The following is a 24062-nucleotide window of genomic DNA, read 5'->3' on the forward strand; positions in this document are numbered from 1 at the left end:
GTCGCCTGGACCCCACCGACACCGCACAAACCCACCCCACGGACAACCCACCCCACGGAACAAAGGAGTTCTCTTCCATGAGTAGCCCACTCGTCTCGGCCGGATCGGCTAAAGCGACCTTCGTGGCCGCGTATCTCGCGGTCACCCTCGCCCAGATCACGAATGCGTTCCCCGGCGCGCTCAATGGCCAGTTCGCCGCCGAATTCCACACGTCGGGTGCCGGACTGACCTGGATCTCGTCGGTCTTCGTCATCGCCATCGTCGTATTCGAGCTCACCTTCGGCGTTCTCGGCGACCTCTTCGGCCGGAAGAAGCTGCTTTACGCCGGAGCGGTCTTCATCTTCATCGGGACGCTCGTCGCCGGGTTCGCCACGACCACCGCGATCATGATCCTCGGCCAGGCGATCGGCGGCATCGGCGCGGGCATCCTGTTCCCGATCTCCCTCTCGATGATCGCAGCGATCACCCCGGACCTCCGTGCCCGGTCCCGCGTCATCGCCACCTGGGCCGGGTTCCTCTCCCTCGGCGCGGTGATCTCACCGGTGGTCGCCGGCATTGCCGTGCAGCTGTTCACCGTTCCCGGCGCCACGCCCGGTGCGCCGAACGAGTTCAGCGGCTGGCGCGTCACCTACTACTTCGCCGCGGCGGTCGCGGTGATCGTGCTGATCATCGCCATCCGCTCGAAGGACTCCTCGGCGCCTGAAGGGCGCAAGCTTGACCTTCCCGGACAGATCACGCTCGCCCTCGGCCTCATCGCGGCACTCTGCGCGACCGTGCAGGCGGTCGACGCCGGCTTCGGCGCGCCGGAGGTGATCGCCGGATATGTCATCGGCGCCGTGCTGCTGGTCGCGTTCGTCATCATCGAACTGAAGACGAAAGCACCGCTCATCCACCTGTCGCTGTTCAGGAATCCCTCCTATGCGATCACCAGCATCGTGGCCGTCACCGGCATGTTCGCGTTCCTCGCGATCGCCTTCTCGACAAGCGTGGCGGTCGGAGCACTCGGCGGCGTGGAGACCTGGATGATGGCGGTGCTCTTCGTCTTCATCCAGGGGCCGGCGTTCCTCCTGATCCCGGTCGTGGGCTGGCTCATCCACCGCTTCTCGCCGCGCTGGATGCTCACGGCGGGCTTCCTCCTGATGGCCGCGTGCGGCTACTGGATCTCGAGCCTCCCCCTCGGCACGCCGCAGGCGTTCGGCGGCACGCCCTGGACGGCATTCATCCTTCCGCTGTTCCTGCTCGGCATCGGTTTCGCACTGACCGTCGGCTCGGTCACGGCCGTCGCGATCAACACCGTCGAACCGAACTACATCGGCATGGCATCGGCCACGACGAACCTGCTCCGAGACCTCGGCTTCGCGCTCGGCCCGGTCGTCGGATCCGCAATCGCGTTCAGCGTTGGCGCGGCGATCTTCGGGCCGCAAATCGGCGGCATTCTCAGCGGCGCCGGCCTGCCGGCGGAGGCGGTCGCTGGCCTCTCGCACGTCCCGCCGCTCGGGTTCCTCTCCGGCTGGGAGGGCGTCGTCGCACAGTTCTCCGCGGAGACGCTCGCCAGCGGGGCACCCCAGCAAGCGGTCGACGGCGCTGTCGCAGCACTCAGCGACTCCCGGGCGGCCATCCAGGGCTCCGCGGGCGCCTCCCTCGGTTCCGGCTTCCAAATGGTCTACCTGATCGCAGCGATCGCGGCGACGGCGTCGGCTGTCCTCACACTGTTCATCAGCGGCAAGAAGACGGACCTGCCGGTCTCCGATGAGGAGCTCGCTGAGACGATCTCGGACGGTGTAGCTGCCTGAATCCGCATCCCAGGAGGGCTCGGCGCGGTGCGCCGGGCCCTCCTCGTCTGCGTCAGCCGTGCGGCGCGTGGCACGGCGGTTCGCGCCGCCGGCCGGTGGACGGGTGGTCGCCAATCGCACAGGTTGGTGCCACTGATGCTGAAGCCCTGGAGGGCGAAGTCGACCTCCTCTGGGCGATGCCGCTCAGTCGGGTTGACCACACACCACCCGCCCGCACAGCGACGGATGCCGCACGCCACCCACCCTGAGCGCGACGGATGCCGCACCCGGCACCCGGCGCGGCCACCCGGCACCCGAAACGCCACCGGGCACCCGAAATCGCGCGCGCCCAGCGCAATTTCCCGCGCCCAGCGCACACGCCCGCGCCGCCGCCCGCGCCCGGCGCGACTTCACGCGCCCAGCGCACACGCCCGCACCCGCCGCGATCTCGCGCGCCTTGCGCACACGCACGCGCCGAGCGCGATTGGGCGCGCCCGTACGCGGGGGCCCCTTTGCGTTTGCGGCCCGGTACGAGGAAGCGTTCCTCGTGTGACGCCTCGTCGCCGCGGAATCCCGCAGGCCCTCGAGCGTTGAGGGCGCCGCAGCCTGGGTGAAGGCGGGTCTACTACGCGGTCGTCGCCACGACCTCGATCGCCTCGCAGAGGCGGCGCAGGCGCGGGATCGGGATCCGGTAGTTGACCGAAACCGCGGTCGCGGTGCCGTCGTCGTGCCGCCAGCGCAGGAGCGCCGGACCGGCCGGGTCGTCGCCGTCGACGAACTCCGGCTCGCCGGCCAGCGGCGTCCGGCCGGCGACTCGGATGTTGAGGTCGAACTGTTCCGTCCAGAAGTACGGCTGGGCCTGGAGTTCCGGTGCGGCGTCGCCCTGCAGCAGGCCGCCGGCAGCCACCCGCGCCTGGCTGATCGCACTGTTCCAGATCGGGCTGCGGGCATGCCCGGCAGCGGTCGGCACGGCTGCGACATCGCCCGCGGCGACGATCTCCCTGCGCACCCGGCCGCGGGAGTCCACCGGGAGTGCGCCGCTGCTTGGCAAGCCACTGCCCGCCAGCCATTCGGTGTTCGGAACGTCGCCGACGGCCGTGAGCAGGAGCTCTCCCGCCACGATGCTGCCGTCGGGTAGCGCCACCACCGACCTGCCATCGCGCTCGACGACGCGCGCGTCCGCGGTGACGATGAGCGTGAGGCCCCGCGCTACGGCCGCACTGGTGATCGTGGCGCCGAGGCGTGACCCCAGGTGCCGGGTCATCGGTGGCTCATTGGTGACAAGGGTGACCCGGCAGCCCGCCTCGAGCGCGCCCGATGCAACCTCCATGCCGAGTGGGCCGCCTCCGACGATCACCAGGTCAGGGCGCGATGCGATCCGCGTGCGGAGGGCGAGCGCGTCGTCGAGGGTGCGAAGGACAAGCTCGCCCGCGCCCGTTCCCAACCCGTCGACCCCCGACGTGCCCCTCCCCAAGCGTCTCGCCCGCGATCCGCTTGCGATCACCAACCCGTCGTAGCCGAGCCGCGACCCGTTATCGAGTGACAGCAGCCGGCGCTCAGGGTCGAGGCCGGTCGCGGCCACGCCGAGCATCTCGGTCGCACCGTGATCCGGCGCCGGAAGCACATGCGCGGTGAGGTCCGCGTCACTGCGCAGCAACGCCTTCGAGAGGGCGGGCCGACTGTATGCGGGCTGCACCTCGGCACCGACGATTGTCAGCTCGCCGTCGAATCCCGCCGCCCGCAGCGCATCGGCGGCGGTGAGCCCTGCCACGCCGTTGCCCACCACGACGATGCGTTTGAGTGCTGTGACCATTGGCCGGCGCTCAGACCAGCCGCAGTGCGGCGACGGGGCAGACCCGAACTGCGGCGCGAGCCCGCTCGAGCGCTTCATCACCGGGATCGGGAACGTCGATGATGAGGTCGCCGTTGTCGTCAAGGTGCATCAGGTCGGGTGCGGCCTCTTCACACAGGCCGTGGCCCTCGCACCGTGGGCGGTCCAGTTCGATTCTCATGTGTTGCTCTCCAGGAAGTTCTCAGGCCGGCACGACGTCGACGACGTCAAGCTCTTCGATGCTTCGCGTGACGTTGCTCGGGACGCGTACCTCGTCCCCGAGGCGGAAGGACTGCACGTGCTTCGCGAGCGCCCCGATGATCGCATGGCCCTCCATGCGGGCGAGCCCCTGCCCGGCGCAGCCATGCGGTCCGTAACCGAAGCTGAGGTGGTCGACCGGGTTCCGTGTGACGTCGAAGCGGTCCGCATCGGCGTAGTGCCGCTCATCGCGGTTGCCCGAACCCAGCAGGATCGCGATCTGCGCGCCGGCCGGCACCAGGGCGCCGTCGATCTCGACGTCCCGGGTGGTCTTCCGTCCCCAGGCGTGGATCGGGACCCAGTAGCGGAGGACCTCGGCAAATGCCGCCGACACCAGCGAGGGGTCCTGCCGGACCAGTTCGAACTGCTCCGGGTGCCGACCGAAGAGCGCGACGACGTTCCCGATCGCGGCGATCGTGGTGTCGACGCCCGCGCCGAGGTACTGGTGGATGATGTTGCCGGCGGTACCCTCCGGGATCTCGCCGCGCGACTGCGCGTCGAAGATTCCGCGCCCGATCGAACCCTCCGTGAGGTCTTCCGCCGTGACCGAGCTGCACCAGGCGTAGAGTTCGCCGGCGATCTCGAAGTTCTCCATGGTGCGCTGGTTCATCGGGCCGAGCACCTGCATCGCGGCCTGGCCCCATCGCAGCATGTTCGCCTTCACCTCGCCGGTGAAGCCGATCAGATCCGAGACGATCTCAAGCGGGAACGCCCGCGCGAGATCGTCGATCGCCTCGAACCCGCCGCCGGCGGCGAGCCGTGCGACCAGGGCATCCGCTTTCTCATCGATCTGGGTCCCGAGGCCACGCAACGCGCGGGGGGTGAGGTTCGCCGACAGTGTCGCGCGGAGCTGTGTGTGCATGGGCGGGTCGGACGCCAGCGAGGTGCCCTGGAGCGCCTCATTGACACCGGGATTGAACCCGATCGCCTTGACCGATGAGAAGGTTCCCGGGTCACCGAGCGCGTCACGGATCGCGTCGTAGCGGGTGAGCGCGTACACGTCGTTCGCAGGCAGATACACGACGGCGCCGAGGGCGCGGAGAGCCGCGTAGGTCGGGTACGGATCGATCAGGACGTCGTCGGCGAAGAGATCGATGTCTGCGGTGACTGGTGCGGTGGTCATGTGTTCCTCATCGTCGAGTTGTCAGCCGTCGTCGTCGACGGTTACTTTACAATGAGTAAACCAAACCCCTCTCCTCCGCGCAAGAGCACGCCGCGGATTGGGTGCGTCCGTCCCACGGGCATCGCAACCCAGGAGAGCGGATGCCGCCGCAGGCGTCAGCGGGCGCGCCTCGCTCGCCGACGCTCCCGCCAGGACAGCGCGGCCTGCGCGGCCGCCTGGTCAGCCCTCTCCCGCTCCTGCGTTCGCAGCCGGGCAGCCCGGCGCTCATGCCACCGCTCGACCTCTTCGTCGATGTCGCGGGTGGGCGTGACGACGGGCGGACCGCCCAACAACTGCCGGCGGGCCTCGATGACCCGGTGATTGAAGTCCTGGAGGATCTCCCGGACTGCCCGCTCGGAGACAGCCCCGGCCAGACGTGCGTCCAGAGCCGCATTCTCGGCGCGAAGCGTCAGCGCCGGCGGCCCCAGCCCGGTGATCGCCTCGCGCTCGATCTTCTGCCGGATCCACCAGTCCGGGTCAGAGGCCTGGCCCAGGTTCGCCAGCGGCTTGCCCGAACCCGGGAGATTGTCGAAATCGCCGCGCCGGATCGCCTGCTGGATCACCGTTTCGACATACTGCGCCCGCTGGTCCATGGAGGCCTGGCCGGCGTTGTCCGCCTCGGGTTGGGGCTTTTCGCCCTCCGGATTCAGCCGGTCGACCCGGTATCGCGCCGCGGCCAGCCGTGGGTCCGGGAACTCCGCATCGGCGGGCCCGTCTCGTCGTGCCCTCTTGTCCGGCATGGATCCAGCCTAGAATTCCGCGGCTCTCTCGTCGAGTCCGCGGGGCCGGTCAGGACGCCGTCGCCGGGGGCTTCGGCGTGACGTGCGCGGGGCCTGGCTTGGGGCCGGACATAGCCGCCGGCCCGGAGTGGGCGTCCCCGGGGTGCGCGGAATCCGCGGTCGCGGCCTCCGCTGCCGGCGCAGCGTTCTGGTCGCCGGCCAGGATCACGTGGTGGTGGATGACCTCCGCCACCACGAAGTTGAACCACTTCTCGGCGAATGCCGGGTCGAGGTGCGCCCCCTCGGCGAGCGTCCGCAGTCGCTGGATCTGGCTTCGTTCGCGCTCGGGATCGGCGGGCGGCAGGCCGTGGGTGGCCTTCAACCGGCCGACCTGCTGGGTGAACTTGAACCGTTCGGCGAGCAGGTGCACCAGCGCCGCATCGATGTTGTCGATACTCTGACGGATGCCGTCCAGCTCGCGGAGGGTTTCGTCGCGTTCATCCTGTGCCATGTATCGACCCTAGCGGCGAGTGCGGTCAGCCCGTGCGCACGGCCTCCCGTGCCGCAACGTTCCGGGAGGGAAGCCGCAGCCGCTTCTGGGTCAGCAGGATGCCGAACAGCACCAGGAGGGCACCGAGGGGCTCGTGCCAGGACAGGGTTTCGGCCAGGACCAGCACGCCGAGCACCACGCCGACCACCGGGGTCACATAGGTCACCGTTGAAGCGTTCGTCGGCCCCCAGGCGCGAAGCACGTTGATGTTCCAGATGTAGGCGAAACCGGTACCGAGCGTACCGAGGGTGAGGAGACTGAGCACGACGGGCAGGTCGAGGCGCACCGGGTGCAGTGCGATCACCGGGGTGAGCACGAGCATGATCGCTCCAGCGAGACCGATATTGAGGAAGGCGAACGTGGTGCCCGTGATTGGTCGCCCGCTCAGGAACTTGCGGGTGTAGCCGAAGGTGAAGCCGTAGCAGGTGGCGGCTCCGAGGCAGGCGAGCTGGCCCCAGAGGTCACCGGTCACCGCCGCGTACTGCCAGGGTCCGATGATCACCACGACGCCGATGATCCCGATCAGTACGCCGAGCACCTGGCCGCGGCCGAGCTTCTCCACCCGGAAGGCCAGCGTGGCCATCAGCGCAGTGGTGATCGGCGTGACCGCGTTGTAGATGCTGGCGAGGCTCGACGAGACGTACTGCTCGGCCCAGGCGAACAGGAGGTGCGGGATGACGCATCCGCTGATGGCGATCACGACAAAGTGCAGCCACACCACGGGCTCCCGGGGCAACACCGGGCCGCCATTGACGCGAGGACGACTGATGAGCACGATCAGGCCGAGCGTGAGGCCGCCGAGGATCAGCCGGGACCAAGCGACCTGCCCGAACGTGACCCCGCCCAGCGCGACCTTCATGAACAGGAAACTCGCGCCCCAGATCAGCCCCATGCCAAGGAATTGGAGGGTGACGAGGGTCTTGCGTGCTGCTGGAATGTCGCTCACCAGCCGACACTATCGCGTACCCCCGACGCGGGTGTGCGGCGAGGAGCGCGATGTCCGGAATCCGCCGAAGAACGGCAGTCGACGGGTGAGCGGAGGCGGTGTGGGAAGATCGTGGGATGTCAAGGGGGAAGCACATCGGTGGATTCACACGCTGATCGCACCGTGGTTATCGTTCCCACCTACAACGAACGTGAGAACCTCGAGCCGCTGGTGCGGCGTATCCTGGCCGCCGATGCGATCGTCGACCTGCTGATCGTCGATGACAACAGCCCGGACGGCACCGGCGCCCTCGCGGATGCGATCGCGGCCGCGACGCCCGGCCGGGTGGCGGTGCTGCACCGCGAGCGAAAGCAGGGCCTCGGGCCGGCCTACGTCGCGGGGTTCGCGTGGGCGCTCCACCGTCGCTACGCGCGAATCGTGGAGATGGACGCCGACGGGTCGCACCAGCCCGAACAGCTCGGCGACCTCCTCGCCGCCCTCGGCGGCGGAACGGTGTTGGCCATCGGCGCCCGCTGGATCCCGGGCGGGGAGGTCGTCAACTGGCCGTGGTACCGCCGGGCCATCTCACGGGCCGGTACCGGATACGCACGGCTCCTCCTCCGATCGTCCCTCCACGACATCACCTCCGGCTTCCGCGCCTACGAACGTGCGGCCCTCGAGTCGATCGACCGAACGACTCTCAGCGCTGACGGCTACGCCTTCCAGATCGAACTGGCCTGGCGGCTGGAGCGGGCAGGTGCGGGCATCCGTGAGGTGCCGATCACGTTCGTCGAACGCACGCATGGCCAATCGAAGATGTCGCTGCGCATCGTCATCGAAGCGCTCGTCCAGGTCACCCGCTGGGGCCTGCAGGGAGTGCCGAAGGCTTAAGCTCGCGCCGACCTCCTGGCCCGCAGCGCCTCGATCGCTATCGGGATGGTGGACACCAGCACGATGGCCACGGCAATCTCGATGAAGATGAACGCGACGATGAGCACCAGAACCCACGGCCCGGCGCCGGTGAGGAGGGACGACGGATCGAGGAGGCCGCCGGAGGCGGCGAATTCACCCCAGTGCGGCCAACAGATGGGAACTCGCCGTCACAGTGCGGCGTCCGCTTCCATCCGCTCGCCTGAGAGGGCCGCACCCCTCCGCTGTGTTGCGCTGAGGTAGACGATGAGCACCAGGATGGCGGTGAGGAACATGGCGCTTGTTGTCACCGTCCCCATCCCAAGCCCGCCTGCGTCGCGCGGCTGCGACAACAGGTCTCCCAGGGACGCACCGAGCGGCCGGGTCAGGATGTACGCGATCCAGAAAGCCACGGCGGCGCCCAGCCGGGCCAGGTAGTGGGCGCCTGCGACGACGGCGATGGCTCCGGCAAAGAGGAGCACAGCCACCCCGTAACCGAGGCCCAGGTTCTCGGAGATGAGGTCGCCCGCGGCTGTCCCGAGTGCGAACGTGAACAGAATCGCCAGCCAGTAGAACATTTCGCGGTGGGTCGTCGTGACCGCGTGGATCGACAGGGTACGTTCGCTGGCGTACCAGGCGACGAAAGTCGCGACCAGCGCGATCGCGAAGATCGTGGTGGTCGTCACCAGTGGGACGCCGAGGTTGTCGGTGAGGTTGTCGGTGATCAGGGTGCCCACCACGCTGATCAGGACAACCGCGGTCCAATAGATGCCGGGAACATACCCATTGCGCCGGAACTGGACCAGCAATGCGACGATGAGCAGTGCGGCCATCACCAGGGTGGTGGTGGCCAGCCCGAGGTTCAGGTTGGTGGCCAGGAAATCGGCGAAGGTCTCACCGACGGTGGTGGCGAGGACCTTGATGATCCAGAACACCAGGGTGGGCTCTGGCACTTTGTTCCGCATCGGTGTGGTTCGGATCTGGACGATTTCGCGCGTGCTGAGCGACATGGGCATCCTCGAGGTTGGTGACACGGAGAGCGCCACGAAACCGGCGCAACAGTGTCGAGCGTATGAGGGCCCGGCTGGGACGCGTCCCGAAAATGCGGTGCCGAAAACGAGAAGTCACTCAGGATCGAAGCGGGGCAACTGCTCCTGGTGCTGTCGCCCTAGGCGACCAGGTCGTGCCGAACGACGATCGCGTCACGGCCCGGACCGACGCCGATGGCCGAGACGCGGGCGCCGCTCATCCCCTCGAGTGCGAGCACGTAGTCCTGCGCGTTCTGCGGCAACTCGTCGAATGAACGCACACCGGTGATGTCCTCTGACCAGCCCGGGAACTCCTCGTAGATCGCAGTGGCGTGGTGGAAGTCGGACTGCGAGACCGGAACCTCGTCGTGACGCACGCCGTCCACGTCGTAGGCGACACACACCGGGATTCTCTCAAGGCCGGTCAAAACATCGAGCTTGGTGAGCACGAAGTCGGTGACACCGTTGATGCGCGCCGTGTACCGGGCGATCGGGGCGTCGTACCAGCCGGTGCGCCGCGGGCGGCCCGTGGTGGTGCCGAACTCGAAGCCGGTGTTGCGCAGGAAATCTCCGGACTCGTCGAAGAGTTCGGTGGGGAACGGCCCGGCGCCCACGCGGGTGGTGTACGCCTTCACAACGGCGATGATGCGGTCGATGCGGTTCGGGCCGATCCCGGAGCCGGTGACCGCGCCGCCGGAGGTCGCGTTCGATGAGGTGACGAACGGGTAGGTGCCGTGGTCGACGTCGAGCATCGTGGCCTGGCCGCCCTCGAACAACACCGTCTTGCCGGCGTCGAGGGCCTGGTGCAGCACGAGTGCCGTGTCGGCGACCATCGGGCGAAGTCGCTCGGCGTAGCTGAGCAGGTCGTCGACGACCTCATCGACGGTGATCGCGCGACGGTTGTACATCTTCACCAGCATGTTGTTCTTCTGGAGCAGTGCGCCCTCCACTTTCTGGCGAAGGATGTTCTCGTCGAACAGGTCTTGGATACGGATGCCCACCCGGTTGATCTTGTCGGCATACGTCGGTCCGATGCCCCGCCCGGTGGTGCCGATCTGGCGCTTGCCGAGGAAACGCTCGGTCACCTTGTCCAGGGTGCGGTGGTAGTGGGTGATGACGTGCGCGTTGGCGCTGACCCGGAGCTTGGAGACATCGACCCCGCGCTCGATGAGGGCGTCGAGCTCCTCGAACAGCACCTCGATGTCGACGACCACGCCGTTGGCGATGATCGGCGTGACGCCGGGCGTCAGGATGCCGGAGGGCAGCAGGTGCAGCGCGTACTTCTCGTCGCCGATGACGACGGTGTGGCCGGCGTTGTTGCCGCCGTTGAACTTCACCACATAGTCGACGCGGCTGCCGAGGAGGTCGGTGGCCTTACCCTTGCCCTCGTCGCCCCACTGGGCGCCGATCAGAACGATCGCTGGCATGTTTAGTCCTCTCCTCGGATGACAAAGGCTTCGGTCGGCGGGTTCGGGTCTGACCGTTCGGCACCCGACTCCGGCGGGCCGCCCGCTGAACCAGATGACGGGATGATCTGGATCAGCTGGGTCGCGGTGTGCTCCGACTCCAGGCGAGCGATCGCCGTCGGGTCCGCGCCGTTCAGGAAACCGGTCAGCCGCTCGACCTCGTCGAGCTCGCCGATCTCCTGCGCAGCCCGGCGCAGCGCGTACAACGCGCGGAGTACGCCGCGGTTGGGCTCATGGCGCCAGGGGATGGGTCCCTGCCCTCGCCATCCGGCCCGACGCAGGGCGTCGAGGCCGCGGTGATAGCCGACCCGGGCGTACGCGTACGACTCGAGCGTGCTGCCATCCGCGTGGGCGATCTCGGCAAGCTCAGCCCATGCCAGCGGAGACGCCGGGTGCGCTGCGACGACAAGCGCGACTTCGTGCCTTCCGGTTCGGCTGAGCGCCGCGAGCACCTCCGAATCTGCGGGGAGGAGTGTCTCGGGCTGGTCGAGCAAGTTGTCGCCGGTCACACCCCATCCTATCGCGGGCCGCTCCGCGGCATCCGTTGCCTCGCCTTCCAGCCGGTTCATGGAGAAACCCATCGACGAGGACGCGCCCGGGGGTGGAGGATGGGGGCAGCAGGGAGGGGGCGATCGGAATGCCCGAACAGGCGCTCCAGTGCCAGTGCTGCATCGTCGGAGCCGGACCGGCCGGGCTGATGCTCGGCCTGCTGCTGGCGCGAGCCGGAGTCGACGTTGTCGTGATGGAGAAACACGCCGACTTCTTCCGCGACTTCCGGGGGGACACCATCCACCCGTCGACCATTGACCTGATCGACCAGCTCGGCCTGCGCGAACAATTCGACGCCATCCCGCAGAGCGCGATCCGCACCCTTGACATTGTGATCAACGGCAACCGGGTCACCCCGATCGATTTCTCGCACCTGCCCGGACCGAACAAGAGCATCGCATTGATGCCGCAGTGGGATTTCCTCACCCTGCTGGCCGCCGAGGCAGTGCAGTACCCGAACTTCCGGCTGATGCTCGAGACCGAGTTCACATCCCTCCTTCACGATGGCCAGCTGGTCGCCGGCGTCGTCGCATCCGCCCCCGTCGGACTCATCGAGCTCCGGGCCGACCTGACCGTCGGGGCCGACGGGCGCGACTCGCGGGTGCGGGTGGCCTCCGGCCTCGTGCCCCGCGAATACGGAGTGCCGATCGACGTACTGTGGTTCCGATTGCCGAAGACCGCGTCCCCTCCGCCGGACACCCTGGGCTACCTGAACGGCGAATCAATGGTGATCACGATTCCGCGCACCGACTACTACCAATCGGGCATGCTGATCGCAAAAGACACGTACCCCGCCATTCAGGCGGCCGGGCTGGGAGAATTCCGGGCCAGGGTCGTGCGCGCCGCACCGTTCCTTGCTTCGGCGGTACCCTCACTGCAGGGCTGGGACCAGGTCAAACTTCTGAGTGTGCAGGTCAATCGGCTCGAGCGCTGGTGGGTGCCAGGCCTGGTGTGCCTGGGCGATGCCGCGCATGCCATGTCCCCCGCGTTTGGCGTGGGCGTCAACTATGCGATCCAGGATGCGGTCGCCGCCGCGAACGTCCTGGTCGGTCCACTCCGAACCGGCGCGGCGGGCGAACGGGAGCTTCACCTGATCCAACGTCGACGCCTGCCGCCGGTGCGCCTGATGCAGCCGATACAGGTTCGCCTGCACCGGGTGATCGCCAAGCCAGGTGGCGGGCAATTCCTGCGCAACCCGATGCCGTGGTGGCAGCGCGCACTGGCCGGCATCGCTCTTCCGGTACTGCGCCGGGTGATGGCCCCGGTCGTCGGCCGCGGCTTTCGGCCGGAAAACCTCGGGCCGGCGCTGACCCGGAACCAGCCGACCGGTCGCTAGCCCGGGCTCGGTCCCGGTCAGCGGCGAAGTCGCCCAGAAAAGGTCGCGAGAACCGCGGCAACGACCTCGTCCCGCGGGCGTTCCGGCTCGAAAACCAGCCACTCGAGCCCCGCCATCAGTACGGCGCCGAAGACCGCGCTCGCCATCAGGTCCGTTGCACCATCGACGGATGCCGCGGGGCCGGCTTCGTCGATCGCCGCGGCGAACTCGGCGAGCGCCTCGTGCCGCAGCCCGAACGCGCTCTCCTGCCAGGGCCGGTCGGTGCGAAAGACCTCGCCGCCCATGATCTTGGCCAGCGCGAGGTTCGCGGCGATCTCGGTGAGCAGCCGCTCCACCATCGCCTCGATCGCCGGCCAGCCCTGTCTCCCTGACCGCGCCTCACGCAGCGCCGCGGTCAGCGCCGCCATGCCGTCGAGCAGGAGACCCTGGAACAGCTTCTCTTTCGAGGAGAAGTTGTAGTAGAGGCTGCCCTTGGCTACTCCCGCGCGGTCGGCCACGTCGTCCATCGTCGTTCCGCTGATCCCGCGCTCGGCCGCGAGGGAGAGGGCAGCGGTGAGGATTGCGCCCTTGGTACCAGTGGTCGTTCGCGCCATGATCCATCCATCCTTGTTTTTGTACTGACCAGTCAGTATAGTAAATTCCGTCCGGTTTCCCAATGATGCGAACGGCCCGGATCTCACCGCCCCGTTGGAAGAAACTATGCGCGTCACCCTCATCGAAACCAGTAAAGGCTGCTCGGCCCTCCCCGCCCTCTCGCTCGAGTTCCGGAGCCGCCGCGTGAGTGTCGTGGTCGCCGAAACCGAGCGCCGCCCCACCGTGCTCGGCTTGATCGCCTCGGGCCGGATGCGCCCGGATTCGGGTTCGGTGCTGATTAACCAGGTGTCCGATCCGTCGACCATGCGACGCACCATCGCTCTGGTCGACGCCCCCGAGGTCTCAGAACCAGCCGCCGATGTCACGGTGGCAGAAGTGGTTGCCGAGGAGCTCATGTTCGCCGGCCGCCTCGGCCACTCGCGCGCCGTGGCCCGCACTCTCGCCGGGCTGGGCCTCTCCGACCGGACGCGCCTGACGATGGCGGACCTCGCCCCCGCCGAGCGCATCCGCCTGCTCACCGAACTCGCGGTGCTGCGTGACGGCGTGCAGGGCCTCGTCATCACCTCGCCCGATCGTCACGGCGGCGACCCGTCGGAATGGTGGACCGTTGCCGCGGGCCTGGCCGAACGCGGCTACGCCGTGCTGGTCATCGTCGGTGTCGCGTCGGCTGCAATGCTGGCTGCCGCGGGCGGACAGGGGCGCGCCCCGGCACCGAATGTCGCGGCACCGGACGCCATGGTCGAGGAGAGCGCGGCATGAAGGTCTTCTCGATGATCCGAGCCGAGCTCGCCCGCCTGACCGCGACGACCATGTCGCGCATCGCGTTGATCGCGCTATTGTTGGTCCCCGTGCTCTACGGCGGCCTGTATCTCTGGGCGAACCAGGACCCGTACGCGGGCCTCGACCGGGTCCCCGTCGCGCTGGTGGTGGCGGACACGGGTGCCGACGCCGATGGCTCGCACCATAACTACGGCGATGAGGTTGCCGACCGGCTGATCGACGACGGACGTTTCCAGTGGCACCGCGTCACCGCCGAGGCGGCGGCCAGGGGAGTGGCCGACGCGGACTTTGACTTCAGCGTCACCCTCCCCGCCGACTTTTCCGCCGCCCTCGTGTCGTCGGCCACTGGCACCCCTCGGCAGGCGACGGTCACCCTCACCACCAACGACACCAACAGCTATCTGGCCTCCACCATCGGCGGTCAAGCCGCTGAGACCATCCGCACCGCCATCGTCAAGCAGGTCAACGAGCAGGCCGCCGATCGGATGCTGATCGGCCTTGCCGACATCCGCTCCAGCCTGGTCACCGCGACGGACGGTGCTACCCGGCTGACTGACGCCGCCGGCACTGCCCAGGAGGGAAGCGCACAACTCGCCGATGGCGCAGCCCGGCTCGCCACCGGCAGCCAGGCGGTGGCAGAGGGCGCCGCCGGGCTGAACAGAGCCAGCCAACAGGTGGCTGCCGGGGCGGCACAGCTGGGTTCCGGTGCGCGGCAACTCTCCGGCGGCGTGGCACAGGTCTCCAGCGGCGCAGCACAGGTTGCCGCGGGAAACGCTGCGCTCGCGGCGGCCGCCGACGAGGCCGGGAGCGCCGCCGCCGACGCACTGGCGGCCCTTCCGCAGACGCGCAGCAGCATCCAGTCTCAACTGCAAGAGGTGGGACTCAGCCAGGCCCAGATCGACGCCGTGCTCATTACCCTCGATCCGGTTGCCAACTCGCTGACGACAGACAACGACCGGCTCCAGTCGGTTGTCGGGCAGGTTGACCAATTGGCGGCGGGCAGCAGCCAGGTCGCCGCCGGCGCAGCCCAACTCACTCCTGCCACAACTGCCCTCGCCGACGGCGCGGGCCGGCTCGCCGACGGCGCCGGCCAGGTCAGCGCTGGAAGCCAGTCCCTGTCGGAGGGCGCAACCCGGGCCGCGGTCGGGGCGCGTTCACTCTCAACCGGTGCCGCCACCCTGGACGACGGCCTCGCGGCCCTGTCGGCCGGCACGTCCCAGCTGCGGGACGGCCTGCAAACCGGGGTCGGCAGCATCCCAGACACCGACGCCGCCACCCGCACCGCGCAGGCGAAAACCATCGCCGACCCGGTTGACCTCCGGAACACGGCCGTGACCTCTGCGGGTACCTACGGAGCCGGGCTCGCGCCCTTCTTCGCCAGCCTCGCCGCCTGGATCGGGATCTACGCGCTCTTCCTCATCGTCAAGCCGGTCTCGCGCCGCGCGATCACCGCCCTGCATTCGCCGTTGAAGATCACGCTCGCCGGCTGGCTCACCCCGGGGCTCCTCGGCGCCGTGCAAATGGCCGGGCTGTTCGCGATCCTCACCGGTGCGCTGAAGTTCGAGGTGCACAATCCGCTCGGCACCTACGCACTGATGGGGCTCGCCTCGCTCGCGTTCGCCGCGATCATCCTCGCGCTGAACGTGTGGCTCGGCAGCGTCGGCCAGTTCCTCGGCCTGGTGCTGATGGTGGTGCAACTCGTGACGGCCGGAGGAACCTTCCCGTGGCAGACGCTCCCCGGCCCGCTGGCCAGCCTGCATCACCTGATGCCGATGAGTTACGCAGTCGACGGCATCCGTCAACTCATGTACGGCGGCAACCCGGCAACCGCATGGACCGACGCGGCAGTGCTCGCCCTGTGGCTGGCCGGAGGTCTCGTTGTCGCCGCGATCGGCGTTACCCGGATGACACACTTCCGCACACTGCGCGACCTGCGACCCAGCTTGATCGGGTGACGACGGCGGCCCTGCGACGCATCCTGGCCGGCCGGACAGCGACCTCAGCCGGAGATCACCGTCGCCGGACGGGTGGCGGCCGGCCCCAGGAGATCGGGGCCGGTCTGCCAGCGCAGCAACGCCCCCACGCTCACCCGCTCCGGCAGCTGCTCCGCGTCGACAACGAACACCCTGGCACCGCACAGCACCGCGGCGCGAACGAGCGCATCGGCGGCGGCGACCCGGCCGAGCGAGCCGGCCCCGAGCGCGTCTTCCGGCGCCGTCGCCACCCACGGCTCCGCGGTCAGGGCGAGCAGTGTCTTTTCGGCGAGACCGGTCGCGCAGAGGATGAGCGCCTCAACCTGGCCCTGCTGGAGGGCGTGCACGACGGCGCCGACGCCGACTTCGGCGCGGCCGCCTTCGCGGTTGGAATCGGCGACGAGCTGGTTCAGCGCATCGTCCTCCTCCCTGGCCAGGATCGCTATCAGTTGCTTCTTCACCTCCGCCTCGAGCGCGGAGTTCGAGGCGTCCTCCGGCCGGGTGTTGGTGTGCACGACCGCCAGCACAGCACGGCTGGCTGGCGCCAATTGATCGACCAGCAGCTGCCGGGCCCGGACGTCACCGGCCACCACCAGGAGCTCCACGCGGTTCTCGCGCACCAGCCGATCGATCACCTCGGCGAGCTCGCCCTCGTTGCGCTTCCAGGTCTCCTCGGCATCGCGCTGGAAGCCCTTGTTCGACCACCCGCCGGCATGCACTTTCGTGATGAACTGCGTGTCTCCCGTCATGTCGCGGCGCCACAGCGGTTGCACCCGACTCAATCGGTACAACCGGATCTCGCCGCCGTCACGACCGACCTCGGCCACCACGTAGCGAAGGTCACGCGGCCGATGCTTGAGCAGCGGGATCATCGCCGGCAATGGACCGTAGTTCAGGATCCGCTCCCCCATCGGCTGACCCGGGAGGACCTCGCTGACCTCGACCTCCCCGGAACGCACCACGATGAAGCGGCTCACCGGGCTGGCGACGCCCGGCGGCTGTTCCAGGATCTCGGCGATGGCATCGGTGTCTGCCGTCGGCGCACCGGCCTGGGAGAGGGTGTCGCGCACCGCGCGAAGCCGTGTCGGCGAGGTGCGTCTGGCGTCGCTGGCATCCTGGGAAACATCAACGTACGCCGTGCTCACATCATCACGCCGGCGGTACAGATCGGACAGTGCGTCATTCCCGAAGTCGGCCATCGTCTTCGATCCTTCCCCGATGGATCCGCCCCCAGGATCCTTCCCACAGGTGCCACGTTAGACCGATGCTCCTGCGTTCCACAAGACGTGACGGCTCACCGTTTAGCCTGTTGCCATGGTGGTTCCCGCGACCGGCTATTCCGGCACCCCGTTGTGGAAAAAACTCGGCCTGAAGCCCGCCACCACCGCGCATCTGGTGCACGCGCCGGCGGGCTGGTCCGTGCCTGACGCGCCCACTGACATCCGCTGGTTGACCGGTGAAACGGATGCGCCAGCGTCCGTCATCGTCGCCTTCTTCCCTGAGCCCGCCCGATTCCTGAGCGAGCTTGCCCGGCTCGGCGCGCGGATCAGGCCGGCCGGGATGCTCTGGGTCGCCTGGCCGCGGAAGGCGACCGGGCACGAGAGCGCCATGACGGAGAACCTGATCCGAGACGCCGCACTTGAACTCGGACTCGTCGACGTGAAGGTGGCGGCACTCGACGAGGCCTGGTCGGGCCTCAAGCTGGTCTGGCGCACCAAACTGCGCTGAGGCGGGGTCCTATCCGACGGGTGTCTGCTGGTGCGCGGCGACGCACCAGCCGCCGTGCTCGAACAGGTAGGTCGTGGTCATGTTGAGCTCCACCGTCTCCTCACCCCGCCGCGCATGCGCCCGGTACACCAGGATTCCGGCGCGATCGTTCAAGCGGATGACAGCGGGCTCCCGCAGTTCATAGCTGTCCCAGGTCGGCGCCTGCCTGAAGCTGGCGGCGATCTGGTCGCGGTTGATCACCGCTCCCTCGACGATCATGAGGGCGTCCTTGGTCATCGTGCGCTGGTAGTACTCACCACCGCGGCCGTCGAGAATCGCCTGCCATCCGGCGTGCTCTTCGTGCAGGAGGCGGGCGGGCAGATCGTCAGTGATCTCAGTCATGAGCCCACGCTAGCCGGTATGGGCCGGCGCCGCGCCGACTGTTTCACGCCAGTTCGCCCGGCGTCAGAACCGGTGCTGCAGCACCCAGCTGTGCATGGTGACGGCGGCGGCGGCTGACGCGTTGATCGACCGGGTCGAGCCGAACTGGCTGATCTCGACTACGGCATCCGCTGCGTCGATCGCCTCGCCGGAGAGACCGGGGCCTTCCTGGCCGAACAGGAGCACGCAGCGCTCCGGGAAGCTGAAGGTCTCGATGATCACGCTGCCCGGCACGTTGTCGATCGCGATGATGGGCAGGGCCTCGGTGCGCGCCCAGTCGACGAAAGCGGACACGTCGGGGTGGTGCACCACGTGCTGGTACCGGTCGGTGACCATCGCGCCGCGCTTGTTCCAGCGCTTCCGGCCGATGATGTGCACCGTGTCGGCGGCGAACGCGTTGGCACTGCGCACGATCGAGCCGATGTTCATGTCGTGCTGCCAGTTCTCGATGGCGACGTGAAACGGATGCCGGTGGGCATCGAGGTCGGCCACGATCGCATCCATCCGCCAGTAGCGGTAGCGATCGATGACATTGCGGGTGTCGCCGTGTTCGAGTAGTTCGGGGTCGTAGTGCTCCTCGCTCGGCCACTCCCCCGGCCAGGGGCCGACGCCGTGCGTCGACAGTTCGGCAGTCGGGCTCGCGGCCTGTTCCGCCGGGTTCTCGGGTTCGTGCACATTCCACCGTAACGTGCGCGCGTTCCGCCGGCGTTCGGGGGCCCCTGCCGTCGGTGGACGGCGCTCCCGTCCGTTCGCGCTGAGGATTTGGCCACACGCTGCGGGCCTGCCATCCGCGCGTGGCCGAATCCTCAGCGCGACGGTGTGGGCGGGGGCGCCTCAGGGGTTTCGGCGCGCCTAAAGATTCGGTAGGGTTTCGGCATGCCTAAAGATTCGGCGGCGGTCACGTCGCTCCAGGTCGCATCCGGCCCGGCGCGCGCCACGGTGAAACCGACGCGCCTGCTGTGGCTGCTCGGGCCTGCCCTGGTCGCCGGCGTCGCCTACCTCGACCCCGGCAACGTGGCCAGCAACATGACCGCCGGTGCTCGTTACGGGTACCTCCTGGTGTGGGTGGTGCTGGCCGGCAACCTGATGGCCTGGCTGATCCAGTACCTGTCGGCGAAGCTCGGCATCGTCACCGGCAAGAGTCTCCCCGAAGTCCTGGGCATCCGCCTCCGCCGGCCACTGGCCAGGCGGCTGTACTGGCTGCAGGCCGAACTGGTTGCGATGGCCACCGACCTCGCGGAGGTCATCGGCGGAGCGGTTGCGCTCAACCTGCTGTTCAACGTGCCGTTGCTGGCCGGCGGCGTGATCACCGGCGTGATCTCGATGATCGTGCTCAGCGTGCAAACCCGTCGCGGACCGCGCACATTCGAGCGCGTCATCGTGGCCCTGCTGCTGATCATTGCGGTTGGTTTCACCGCCGGGGTGTTCGTGTCACCGCCCGACCCTGCCGGGGTACTCGGCGGAATCGTTCCGCGCTTCGCCGGCACCGATTCGGTGCTGCTGGCCGCCTCGATCCTCGGTGCGACGATCATGCCGCACGCCATCTACGCCCACTCGGCGCTCGCCAGGGACCGGTTCCCGCAGTCGCTCGGCCGGGCCGGCATCCCCCGGCTGCTGTGGGCGACCCGGTGGGACGTGAGCATCGCCATGCTGATCGCGGGAGCCGTGAACCTCGCGATCCTGCTGCTGGCGGCATCCGCTCTGCAGGGGATCGACGGCACCGACACCCTGCACGGTGCCTATCTCGCGCTGCAGGCGACCCTCGGACCGGTGGTCGCGACGATCTTCGCGGTCGGGCTGCTGGCCTCCGGGCTGGCCTCGACCTCGGTCGGCGCCTACGCGGGTGCCGAGATCATGCACGGCCTGTTGCGTCTGCGGGTTCCACTCCTGGCCCGGCGCGTGGTCACGCTGATTCCGGCGCTGTTGATCCTCGGCAGCGGCTTCGACCCGACAGAGGCCCTGGTCCTCAGCCAGGTGGTGCTCTCCTTCGGCATTCCGTTCGCGCTGATCCCGCTCGTCTGGGTCACCGCGCAACGCAGCCTGCTCGGGCACTTCACCAACCGCTGGCTCACCACGGCCGCCGGCACCCTCGCCGCAGTGCTGCTCGTCGCGCTCAACCTGCTGTTGTTGGTGCTCACCTTCTCCGGCTCATGACGCGAAACTGCATTTGTTGGGGTTATAAAGGCCCCATAAACCCAACTACTGCGTTCTCGCGGGGCGGGGCAAGGGCGGGACGAGGGTGGGGCGAGGGCGGGCGGGGCGAGGCGACTACCCTGAAGGCGAGATGAAGCACACCACCCCGGCCGCCGAGGACTACCTCAAGACCATCTACGCCCACACCGAGTGGCAACCGGAACCGATCACCCCGTCTGCGCTCGCCGCGCGCCTGGGCGTGGCGCCGTCGTCCGTCACTGAGATGGCCAAGAAGCTCGCTGCGGCGGGCCTCCTCACCCATGTCCCGTATGGGCCATTGACGTTGACGGATGCCGGCCGGCTGCGCGCGTCGGCCGTCGTGCGCCGGCACCGCCTGATCGAGACCTGGCTGGTGCGGGAGATGGACTACGGCTGGGATGAGGTTCACGACGAGGCGGAGATCCTGGAGCACACCATCTCGGACCGGCTGCTCGAGTCCATCGACGCTCGGCTCGGCCATCCGCCGCGCGACCCGCACGGTGACCCGATCCCGGCGGCGGACGGCGTCGCACTCCGGGTCCCTGCCCTCTTGTTAGCGGATGCCCCACCCAGCCACACCGGCGTGGTCCTCCGGATCAGCGATCGCGACCCGGCCGTGCTGCGAAGCCTGGCGGCCGACTCGATCGGACCCGGCATCCGTCTCACGGTCATCGCGCCGCTCACAGTCCTACTGCCCGACGGCCGTACCTGCACGCTCAGCACTCCGGCGGGTGACTCGATCTGGGTGAGTGCGTAGCGCCGGGGTAACCTCGGCGAAATGCGCCACGGCTAGTCTGGATACTCCCGACGAGAGGACTCTCCATGGCACGCCGTGACGAGATCGAATGCTGGCTCACCGACATGGACGGCGTGCTGGTCCACGAGAACCACGCGCTTCCGGGTGCGGCCGAGCTGCTCGCACAATGGACGAACTCGGAGACGCCCTTCCTGGTGCTCACCAACAACTCGATTTTCACCCCGCGCGACCTCAGCGCTCGTCTCCGCGACTCGGGCCTGATCGTTCCGGAGGAGCGCATCTGGACCTCGGCCCTGGCCACCGCGGACTTCTGCCAGTCGCAGATCCCCGGCGGAAGCGCCTTCGTGATCGGCGAGGCCGGGATCACCACGGCCCTGCACGAGGCCGGGTTCATCATGACCGAGACCAATCCCGATTATGTGGTGGTCGGGGAGACGCGCAACTACTCGTTCGAGGCGATCACGAAGGCCATCCGGCTGATCCTGGCGGGTGCCCGCTTCATTGCCACCAACCCGGATGCCACGGGACCCAGCGCCGACGGCCCGCTCCCGGCCACGGGCGCCATCGCCGCGCTGATCACCAAGGCGACGGGAATGGAGCCGTACGTGGTGGGCAAGCCCAACCCGATGATGTTCCGGTCGGCGATGAACAAGATCGGCGCGCACTCGGAGAACACCGGCATGATCGGAGACCGGATGGATACCGACATCGTGGCCGGGATCGAGGCGGGGCTTCACACCATCCTGGTGATGACCGGGATCAGCGACCAGGCCGAGATCAACCGGTATCCGTTCCGCCCCGACGAGATCCTCACCGGAATCCATGAACTGGTCTCGCAGGAGCCGCTGGAATCTGACGCGATCTGACGCCACGGCCGCCAGGAGAGCGGTTCCGCCGCAAGCGAGGTTCGCGCGGTACGGATGACCGAGACGGATGCGCGAGACGGACGACCAGAGAGACGATCAGAGAGACGCCATCTGGCTCCAGGCGATGATGCCGAGGCACACCAGCGATACCAGGGCGAGCGTGAGCAGGAGCACGGCCAGGGCCCAGAGGCGCGCCTGGCCCGGCACGATCGTGAGCCGCGCGAACACCATGCAAATGAACAGTGCCGCCACGGCGACAAGCCCGACGAGGGCGACGCCCGATGGTTGCAGGTTGAGCGCGAACGCGAGGATCACAGCCGAGATCAGGGTCATCAGGCCGCCAACGAGCAGCCAGGTGTTGCCCGGCCCACGGGTCAGCGCAGGCTGGTTCCGCACCTTCGTCGGGTCCGCCACAGCTTCATGCTACGCCGCGGGGCCCGGACCGGCGATGCTGGCACCCAGCGGCTCGCCTGACGACCGGTTCACGAAACAGAAGTAGTGCCGGGGGCCGCTCGTCCACTGCTCTGCGGTGACCGGGTAGCTGCCCTGTAGTTGCAGGTCGGGGTAGCCCGCGGCGGCGGCCAGGTCGATGATCCCGGGCGCGCTGCAGAGGAGGTTGATCTGGGCGGCGAGGGCGGCTTCGCCCGGGAACACCGTGGTCGCGTCTCCCGCGAACGTGCCGCGGTACACGAGCTGCGCGGCATGCGGGCCGGCACAATCGACGACGGTGAACTCCTCCTCCCATGGCGACGAGTATGGCTGTACGCATTCCCCGCCGCCGAGGGTGTCCCACTTGTGTAGGCCAGCCGGCCGGGGCCCGACCGCTTCCGGCGTCGGCGTCGGCGTGGGCGTCTGGGTGGGCGTCGTCTGGGTGGGCGTCGGCGTCGGAGCCGGAGCGGGCGCACCGCCCAGTTGCTGGCCGAGGAAGAACAACCCGACCAGGATGACGATGGCGAGAACGCCGGCGGCGATCCAGATCAGGGTGCGGATGGGCCGTGACGGGTTCCGGCCGTCTCCCGACCCATTCGCGGTGGCGGCCGGTCCGCCACGGCGGGTACGGCGCGGCACGGCGCCGGTCCCGTCGACGTCGTTCGTTCCAGTTCCGACCTGGTCGGCACGGATCCCTTCAGCGGATGCCGCGTGGGCGTCATCCACTCCGCCTGCCACGACCAGCGGTGCCGGGATCGTTGCGGCGTCGGCCGCAGTGGCAGGCGTCGGCAGCAGCCGGCTGGCCTCGTCGTCGGTGGGAACGAGCGGTTTCTGCACCGGAGTGGTCCACCAGGGCGCGGGTTCGAGGTCGATTTCGTCGCGGATACGCGGCGCCGGAGTGGCGCGGACCGGCGCGGGCTCCGGCACCGTTTCGCCCGGAGTGGTTGCGCCCGACGCAGGTGCGCCCGACGCAGGTGCGTCCGGCGCGGTGGCGTCCCGGACCGGTGCGTCGGGGAGCCCTTCATCCCGAGCGGTTGCGCCGGCACCCGGCGATCCGGGCGCGGGAGGTCCGCCGGGGACGGAGGGCAGCGCATCCGCCGTCACCGCTGCGGCGCCCTGTTCGTCGGAGTCGGAGTCGGAGTCGGCTTCAGGGTCGGCGCCAGAGTCCGAGTCGGCGTCGGCGTCGAGGTGCGACCGGAGCCAATCGAGACCGTCGGCATCCGGCTGGTCGGCATCCGGCCCTCCGAGGCTCGGATCTCGGTCGTCTGGCATCAGCTCAGGCCCAGGTCCTCGAGCCCGATCGCCGCGTAGTACGGGTAGCCGGCGGCTTCGATGACTTCGCGCGCGCCGGTGTTGCGGTCGACGACGACGGCGACGCCGGCGATTTCCGCGCCCACCTTGAGCAGCGCCTGGATCGCCTTCAGCGGGGATCCCCCGGTTGTCGAGGTGTCTTCGAGCACGATGACGCGCTTGCCGGCGAGGTCCGGGCCCTCGACCTGCTTGCCGCGGCCGTGGTCCTTGGGCTCCTTGCGCACGACGAAGGCGTCATAGCTCGCGCCACGCACGGCGCCCTGGTGCAGGATCGCGGCCGCAACCGGGTCAGCGCCCATCGTCATCCCACCGACCGCTGCGACGTCCGGGATCCCGGCGATGAGGTCGAGCATGACCTGGCCGATCAGCGGCGCGACCCGATGGTCGAGGCTCACCTTGCGGAGGTCCACGTAGTACGTCGCCTTCTTGCCACTGGTGAGGGTGAAGTCTCCGTGGAAGACGGCGTCGGATGCGATGTAGTCGATGAGCTGGCTGCGTGCGTTTGTCACGCACCCAACTTTAGGGCA

25 protein-coding genes are annotated in these 24062 nt (G+C 68.7%); 9 read left to right on the plus strand and 16 right to left on the minus strand.

Annotation, left to right across the window (positions count from 1 at the left end):
* Window positions 1–77: 77 nt before the first annotated feature.
* Entirely contained in the window at window positions 78–1793 is a 1716-nt protein-coding gene (locus tag AB4Y94_RS05730) for an MFS transporter (protein ID WP_441725967.1), read from the plus strand.
* A gap of 604 nt (window positions 1794–2397) precedes the next feature.
* Here the strand turns inward: AB4Y94_RS05730 and AB4Y94_RS05735 are convergent.
* The 6 genes from AB4Y94_RS05735 to AB4Y94_RS05760 all read right to left on the minus strand — a co-directional run bounded on the left by AB4Y94_RS05735 (window position 2398) and on the right by AB4Y94_RS05760 (window position 7238).
* On the minus strand, window positions 2398–3585 hold the full coding sequence (locus AB4Y94_RS05735; RefSeq protein ID WP_441725969.1) for an NAD(P)/FAD-dependent oxidoreductase: 1188 nt from the start codon (window positions 3583–3585) through the stop codon (window positions 2398–2400).
* A gap of 10 nt (window positions 3586–3595) precedes the next feature.
* Complete coding sequence (locus AB4Y94_RS05740) at window positions 3596–3784, minus strand: ferredoxin (RefSeq protein WP_441725971.1); 189 nt, start codon at window positions 3782–3784, stop codon at window positions 3596–3598.
* 21 nt (window positions 3785–3805) lie between these two features.
* Window positions 3806–4984, minus strand: a complete 1179-nt coding sequence (locus tag AB4Y94_RS05745) for a cytochrome P450 (RefSeq protein WP_441725974.1) — start codon at window positions 4982–4984, stop codon at window positions 3806–3808.
* 155 nt (window positions 4985–5139) lie between these two features.
* Complete coding sequence (locus tag AB4Y94_RS05750; RefSeq protein ID WP_441725976.1) at window positions 5140–5763, minus strand: J-domain-containing protein; 624 nt, start codon at window positions 5761–5763, stop codon at window positions 5140–5142.
* A 49-nt stretch (window positions 5764–5812) separates the two neighbouring features.
* Window positions 5813–6253, minus strand: coding sequence for a chorismate mutase (locus AB4Y94_RS05755; RefSeq protein WP_441725979.1), 441 nt, complete (start codon window positions 6251–6253; stop codon window positions 5813–5815).
* A gap of 25 nt (window positions 6254–6278) precedes the next feature.
* A complete protein-coding gene (locus AB4Y94_RS05760; protein WP_441725981.1) occupies window positions 6279–7238 on the minus strand; it encodes a DMT family transporter in 960 nt (319 codons plus the stop codon).
* A 162-nt stretch (window positions 7239–7400) separates the two neighbouring features.
* Between AB4Y94_RS05760 and AB4Y94_RS05765 the strand changes: the two genes are divergently transcribed.
* A complete protein-coding gene (locus tag AB4Y94_RS05765) occupies window positions 7401–8108 on the plus strand; it encodes a polyprenol monophosphomannose synthase (protein ID WP_441725984.1) in 708 nt (235 codons plus the stop codon).
* A 209-nt stretch (window positions 8109–8317) separates the two neighbouring features.
* Here the strand turns inward: AB4Y94_RS05765 and AB4Y94_RS05770 are convergent, their stop codons facing one another.
* The 3 genes from AB4Y94_RS05770 to AB4Y94_RS05780 all read right to left on the minus strand — a co-directional run bounded on the left by AB4Y94_RS05770 (window position 8318) and on the right by AB4Y94_RS05780 (window position 11189).
* The gene (locus AB4Y94_RS05770; protein WP_441725987.1) at window positions 8318–9136 is read right to left on the minus strand and encodes a COG4705 family protein; all 819 of its coding nucleotides are present in this window, start codon (window positions 9134–9136) and stop codon (window positions 8318–8320) included.
* A gap of 158 nt (window positions 9137–9294) precedes the next feature.
* Window positions 9295–10581, minus strand: a complete 1287-nt coding sequence (locus tag AB4Y94_RS05775) for an adenylosuccinate synthase (protein ID WP_441725989.1) — start codon at window positions 10579–10581, stop codon at window positions 9295–9297.
* A gap of 2 nt (window positions 10582–10583) precedes the next feature.
* Window positions 10584–11189, minus strand: coding sequence for a DUF3151 domain-containing protein (locus AB4Y94_RS05780; protein WP_441725992.1), 606 nt, complete (start codon window positions 11187–11189; stop codon window positions 10584–10586).
* Between the two features lie 68 nt (window positions 11190–11257).
* Between AB4Y94_RS05780 and AB4Y94_RS05785 the strand changes: the two genes are divergently transcribed.
* Window positions 11258–12505 (plus strand): FAD-dependent oxidoreductase, encoded by a 1248-nt coding sequence (locus AB4Y94_RS05785; RefSeq protein ID WP_441725995.1) that lies wholly within the window; start codon window positions 11258–11260, stop codon window positions 12503–12505.
* A gap of 17 nt (window positions 12506–12522) precedes the next feature.
* On the opposite strand, the gene AB4Y94_RS05790 is transcribed toward AB4Y94_RS05785, so the two are convergent.
* On the minus strand, window positions 12523–13098 hold the full coding sequence (locus tag AB4Y94_RS05790) for a TetR/AcrR family transcriptional regulator (protein WP_441725998.1): 576 nt from the start codon (window positions 13096–13098) through the stop codon (window positions 12523–12525).
* A 106-nt stretch (window positions 13099–13204) separates the two neighbouring features.
* On the opposite strand from AB4Y94_RS05790, the gene AB4Y94_RS05795 reads away from it, so the two are divergent.
* Window positions 13205–13858, plus strand: a complete 654-nt coding sequence (locus AB4Y94_RS05795; protein ID WP_441726000.1) for a hypothetical protein — start codon at window positions 13205–13207, stop codon at window positions 13856–13858.
* Complete coding sequence (locus AB4Y94_RS05800) at window positions 13855–15834, plus strand: YhgE/Pip family protein (protein ID WP_441726002.1); 1980 nt, start codon at window positions 13855–13857, stop codon at window positions 15832–15834. The genes AB4Y94_RS05795 and AB4Y94_RS05800 overlap by 4 nt, the downstream gene beginning before the upstream one ends.
* Before the next feature lie 44 nt (window positions 15835–15878).
* Here the strand turns inward: AB4Y94_RS05800 and AB4Y94_RS05805 are convergent, their stop codons facing one another.
* Window positions 15879–17051, minus strand: a complete 1173-nt coding sequence (locus tag AB4Y94_RS05805) for a baeRF2 domain-containing protein (RefSeq protein WP_441726004.1) — start codon at window positions 17049–17051, stop codon at window positions 15879–15881.
* 115 nt (window positions 17052–17166) lie between these two features.
* On the opposite strand from AB4Y94_RS05805, the gene AB4Y94_RS05810 reads away from it, so the two are divergent.
* Complete coding sequence (locus tag AB4Y94_RS05810; RefSeq protein WP_441726007.1) at window positions 17167–17580, plus strand: DUF3052 family protein; 414 nt, start codon at window positions 17167–17169, stop codon at window positions 17578–17580.
* A 9-nt stretch (window positions 17581–17589) separates the two neighbouring features.
* On the opposite strand, the gene AB4Y94_RS05815 is transcribed toward AB4Y94_RS05810, so the two are convergent.
* Window positions 17590–17961, minus strand: a complete 372-nt coding sequence (locus AB4Y94_RS05815) for a DUF4440 domain-containing protein (RefSeq protein WP_441726010.1) — start codon at window positions 17959–17961, stop codon at window positions 17590–17592.
* A 63-nt stretch (window positions 17962–18024) separates the two neighbouring features.
* Window positions 18025–18675: a TrmH family RNA methyltransferase gene (locus AB4Y94_RS05820; RefSeq protein WP_441726011.1), complete on the minus strand. Its 651-nt coding sequence runs from the start codon at window positions 18673–18675 to the stop codon at window positions 18025–18027.
* A 201-nt stretch (window positions 18676–18876) separates the two neighbouring features.
* Here AB4Y94_RS05820 and AB4Y94_RS05825 point away from each other — a divergent pair, with 201 nt between their 5' ends.
* The 3 genes from AB4Y94_RS05825 (at window position 18877) to AB4Y94_RS05835 (ending at window position 21795) form a co-directional block, all read left to right on the plus strand.
* Complete coding sequence (locus AB4Y94_RS05825) at window positions 18877–20154, plus strand: Nramp family divalent metal transporter (protein WP_441726014.1); 1278 nt, start codon at window positions 18877–18879, stop codon at window positions 20152–20154.
* 130 nt (window positions 20155–20284) lie between these two features.
* A complete protein-coding gene (locus AB4Y94_RS05830) occupies window positions 20285–20929 on the plus strand; it encodes a metal-dependent transcriptional regulator (protein WP_441726017.1) in 645 nt (214 codons plus the stop codon).
* Between the two features lie 65 nt (window positions 20930–20994).
* Window positions 20995–21795 carry an HAD-IIA family hydrolase gene (locus AB4Y94_RS05835; RefSeq protein ID WP_441726020.1) on the plus strand — a complete coding sequence of 267 codons (801 nt, stop codon included), beginning with the start codon at window positions 20995–20997 and terminating at the stop codon, window positions 21793–21795.
* A gap of 96 nt (window positions 21796–21891) precedes the next feature.
* Here the strand turns inward: AB4Y94_RS05835 and AB4Y94_RS05840 are convergent, their stop codons facing one another.
* From AB4Y94_RS05840 to pyrE, 3 genes are read right to left on the minus strand one after another with little or no spacing between them, the layout of a single operon-like run.
* Window positions 21892–22209 (minus strand): hypothetical protein, encoded by a 318-nt coding sequence (locus AB4Y94_RS05840; RefSeq protein WP_441726022.1) that lies wholly within the window; start codon window positions 22207–22209, stop codon window positions 21892–21894.
* 9 nt (window positions 22210–22218) lie between these two features.
* Window positions 22219–23496 (minus strand): hypothetical protein, encoded by a 1278-nt coding sequence (locus AB4Y94_RS05845; protein ID WP_441726025.1) that lies wholly within the window; start codon window positions 23494–23496, stop codon window positions 22219–22221.
* Window positions 23496–24044: an orotate phosphoribosyltransferase gene (pyrE, locus tag AB4Y94_RS05850; RefSeq protein WP_441726028.1), complete on the minus strand. Its 549-nt coding sequence runs from the start codon at window positions 24042–24044 to the stop codon at window positions 23496–23498. The genes AB4Y94_RS05845 and pyrE overlap by 1 nt, the downstream gene beginning before the upstream one ends.
* Between the last annotated feature and the right edge of the window lie 18 nt (window positions 24045–24062).

This window comes from Glaciibacter sp. 2TAF33 (genome assembly GCF_052114945.1).
Lineage (GTDB): Bacteria > Actinomycetota > Actinomycetes > Actinomycetales > Microbacteriaceae > Cryobacterium.